This window comes from Pseudonocardia sp. SID8383 (assembly GCF_009864975.1).
Classification (GTDB): Bacteria; Actinomycetota; Actinomycetes; order Mycobacteriales; family Pseudonocardiaceae; genus Pseudonocardia; species Pseudonocardia alni.
This window is the reverse complement of record NZ_WWFY01000764.1, coordinates 1-3,460: the sequence shown is the minus strand read 5'-3', so window position 1 is coordinate 3,460 and position 3,460 is coordinate 1. Positions and strand designations below refer to the sequence as shown.

The window sequence follows — 3,460 nt, the reverse complement described above, 5'->3', positions numbered from 1 at the left end:
TTCCACCGCGGGCGCGCCGTACGGCGGAGCCGGGACCCGGACGACGGCGCAGGGGATCGGCGACCGCGTCGCCGCGTTCCGGCTCCGGCGCAGCAGCACCGACCGGATGCTCGGCGGTGTCTGCGGCGGTCTCGCCGCCGACCTGGGAGCGGACGCCGCGCTGCTGCGCATCGCGGTCCTCGTCCTGACCCTGGTCACCGGTGGCGCGGCGGCTCTGGTCTACCTCGCCGCCTGGCTGATCGCACCGGCCGCCTGAGCCGGTGGGGTGGGCGCAGGGCTCCGGCGTCGCGGCTCACGAGGGGGAGCCGCGACGCCGGAGCCCGTCGGTCCGCCCGGCCCGCCCGGCCCGTCAGCCCACCCAGCCCGTCGACACCCGGCCCGACCAGTTCGCCAGCCGCTCGGTCGGCCCCGCCTCCGGGCGGTGCTCCACGACCGGGCCGAACGGCACCGGGCCGCCACGCCGCTCGGCGGGCAGGTACGCGTGGGCGATGGCGAGCGCCGTCGTCGCCAGCTCCCGGTCGGCCTCCGGGTCCTGCCCGGTGGCGACGGCCAGGTCCCACCCGTGCACCAGCGTCTCGTTCAGGTACACGGCCAGCGCGGCCCGCGCCGGGACCTCGCCGAACGGCAGCCGCGCGACCCGGTCGAGCAGTGCCTCGCCGTCCGGGCCGGACCAGACGGCCTGCAGCGCCGCCGCCTCGTCGACGTAGGCCGACACCGGGTCGTCGAGGACGTCGTCGCTGACCAGCGGGGCGGCCATCGGGTCGGTGCCGGTGGCGAGCGCCGCCGGTCTGCGCAGGGTCGTGACCAGGTGCGCGAGCAGGGTGCGGACGTCGAAGTCGTCGCAGGGGGTGGGGTCGGCCATCCGGTCGGCGGGCACGGCCCGGGCGAGACGGGCGACCCAGTCGAGGGCGGCCAGGTAGGCGGGGCGGGGATCGGTGGTGAGCGTCGGGTTCGTCATGGGCGCCAGCGTGCCCGCGATACCCGACATCTCCTGTCGTGATTCCATGACATTCTGCGGGACGTGCGCGCCGACCGGCTCCTGTCCCTGGTGCTCCTGCTGCGCCACCGCGGCCGGACCACCGCCGCCGTGCTCGCGCGCGAGCTGGAGGTCTCCGAGCGCACCGTGCTGCGCGACGTCGAGGCGCTGTCGGCCGCGGGCATCCCGGTCTACGCCGAACGCGGCAGGCACGGCGGCTTCGCACTGCTGCCGGGCTTCACCACCGACCTCACCGGTCTGACCCCGGGGGAGGCGGTCGCGCTGCTCGGCTCCGGCGCGACGTCGACGCCCGGCGCGCTCGGGCTGGGGCCGGAGTTCGCCTCGGCCATGCGCAAGATCGTCGCCGCGCTGCCGGACGCCGCCCGGGAACAGGCCACCGACGCCGCCGGACGGGTGCTGGTCCGGCGCGGCGGCTGGCTGCGCGACACCGACGACGGCGCGACCACCGACGTGCTCACCGCCGTCCAGCGCGCGGTGTTCGGCGGGGTCCGGCTCCGCATCCGCTACCGGACCGGGACCCGGCCGGGCGCGGAGCCCGGGCCCGCCGCCGAACGCGTCGTCGACCCGGTCGGGCTGGTCCAGGCGTCGGGGCGCTGGTACCTGCTGGCGCTGCGCGACGGGGACGACCGCACCTACCGGGTGTCGCGGATCGAGGAGGCCGAGCCGCTGGCCGAGCCCGCGCACCGGCCCGAGGGCGTCGACCTGGAGGAGCTGTGGTTGCGCCGCCGGAAGGACTTCCGGGCGCGGCGGCCCGGGATCCGGGTCCGCCTCGCGCTGCCCGCCGACCGTCGCGACGCGCTGTCCGCCGTCACCGTCGACGAGGAGCGGACACGGGACGGGACGACCGAGGTCGTCGCCGCGTTCGGGGACCTCTTCCACGCCGGGCGGGCGCTGTGGCCGCTGCTGCCGGACGTGCGGGTGCTGGACCCGCCGGAGCTGGTGACGGCGCTGCGGGAGCGGGCACGCGCGGCCGTCGTCGCCCTGGGGTGACGGCGGCCCCCGGACGCGCCGCGGGGGCGGCACCGGCGAACCGGTACCGCCCCCGCGGGGTGGTGCTGTGTGCCTGGTGAGGCAGGACCGATCAGAAGTCCATGCCGCCCATGCCACCGGTCGGGTCGGCGGGGGCGCCGCCGCCCTTCTCCGGCTTGTCGGCGATGACCGCCTCGGTGGTGAGGAACAGGGCCGCGATCGAGGCCGCGTTCTGCAGCGCCGAGCGGGTCACCTTGGCGGGGTCGATGATCCCGGCCTTGATGAGGTCCTTGTACTCGCCGGTGGCGGCGTCGAGGCCCTCACCGGTGGGCAGGTTGCGGACCTTCTCCGCGACGACGCCGCCCTCGAGGCCGGCGTTGACCGCGATCTGCTTGAGCGGGGCCTCCAGCGCGACCTTGACGATGTTCGCGCCGGTGGCCTCGTCACCGTCCAGGCCGAGGCCCTCGAACAGGCCGGCACCGGCCTGGATGAGCGCCACGCCGCCGCCGGCGACGATGCCCTCCTCGACGGCCGCCTTCGCGTTGCGGACGGCGTCCTCGATGCGGTGCTTGCGCTCCTTGAGCTCGACCTCGGTCGCCGCGCCGGCCTTGATGACGGCAACGCCGCCGGCCAGCTTGGCGAGGCGCTCCTGGAGCTTCTCGCGGTCGTAGTCGGAGTCGGTGCGGTCGATCTCGGCGCGGATCTGGTTGACCCGGCCGGCGATCTGGTCGGCGTCACCGGCGCCGTCGACGATGGTGGTCTCGTCCTTGGTCACAACGACCTTGCGGGCGGTGCCCAGCAGGGACAGGTCGGCGGTGTCGAGCTTGAGGCCGACCTTCTCCGAGATGACCTCGCCACCGGTCAGGATGGCCATGTCGGCCAGCATCGCCTCGCGGCGGTCACCGAAGCCCGGGGCCTTGACGGCGACGGACTTGAAGGTGCCGCGGATCTTGTTGACGACCAGGGTGGCCAGGGCCTCGCCCTCGACGTCCTCGGCGATGATGGCGAGCGGCTTGCCCGACTGCATGACCTTCTCCAGCAGCGGGAGCAGGTCCTTGACGGTCGAGATCTTGGAGGAGACGAGGAGGACGTACGGGTCCTCCAGCTCGACCTCCATGCGCTCGGCGTCGGTCACGAAGTAGGGCGAGATGTAGCCCTTGTCGAAGCGCATGCCCTCGGTGAGCTCGAGCTCGAGCCCGAAGGTCTGCGACTCCTCGACCGTGATGACGCCTTCCTTGCCGACCTTGTCCATCGCCTCGGCGATGAGCTCACCGATCTGCGGGTCGGCGGCCGAGATGGAGGCCGTGGCAGCGATCTGCTCCTTGGTCTCGATCTCCTTGGCCGACTTCAGCAGCGCCTGGGAGACGGCCTCGGTGGCCTTCTCGATGCCGCGCTTGAGCGACATCGGGTTCGCGCCGGCGGCCACGTTGCGCAGGCCCTCACGGACCAGCGCCTGGGCCAGCACGGTGGCGGTGGTGGTGCCGTCGCCCGCGA

The 3,460-nt window shown here is 74.6% G+C and carries 4 protein-coding genes; 2 read left to right on the top strand and 2 right to left on the bottom strand.

Translation table 11 applies throughout. From position 1 onward, the window contains the following. The coding region (locus GTW08_RS33015; RefSeq protein WP_346009930.1) for a PspC domain-containing protein at window positions 1-256 on the top strand (256 nt) is incomplete at its 5' end. Window positions 257-349: 93 nt separating this feature from the next. Here GTW08_RS33015 and GTW08_RS18520 read toward each other — a convergent pair. Next, window positions 350-958 carry a TIGR03086 family metal-binding protein gene (locus GTW08_RS18520; RefSeq protein WP_073576905.1) on the bottom strand — a complete coding sequence of 203 codons (609 nt, stop codon included), beginning with the start codon at window positions 956-958 and terminating at the stop codon, window positions 350-352. 63 nt (window positions 959-1,021) lie between these two features. Here GTW08_RS18520 and GTW08_RS18515 point away from each other — a divergent pair, with 63 nt between their 5' ends. Continuing rightward, window positions 1,022-1,987 (top strand): helix-turn-helix transcriptional regulator, encoded by a 966-nt coding sequence (locus tag GTW08_RS18515; RefSeq protein ID WP_073576663.1) that lies wholly within the window; start codon window positions 1,022-1,024, stop codon window positions 1,985-1,987. Window positions 1,988-2,078: 91 nt separating this feature from the next. Here GTW08_RS18515 and groL read toward each other — a convergent pair. Continuing rightward, window positions 2,079-3,460 (bottom strand): chaperonin GroEL (gene groL / locus GTW08_RS18510; protein WP_161152280.1); only part of this gene is annotated, 1,382 nt, incomplete at its 5' end.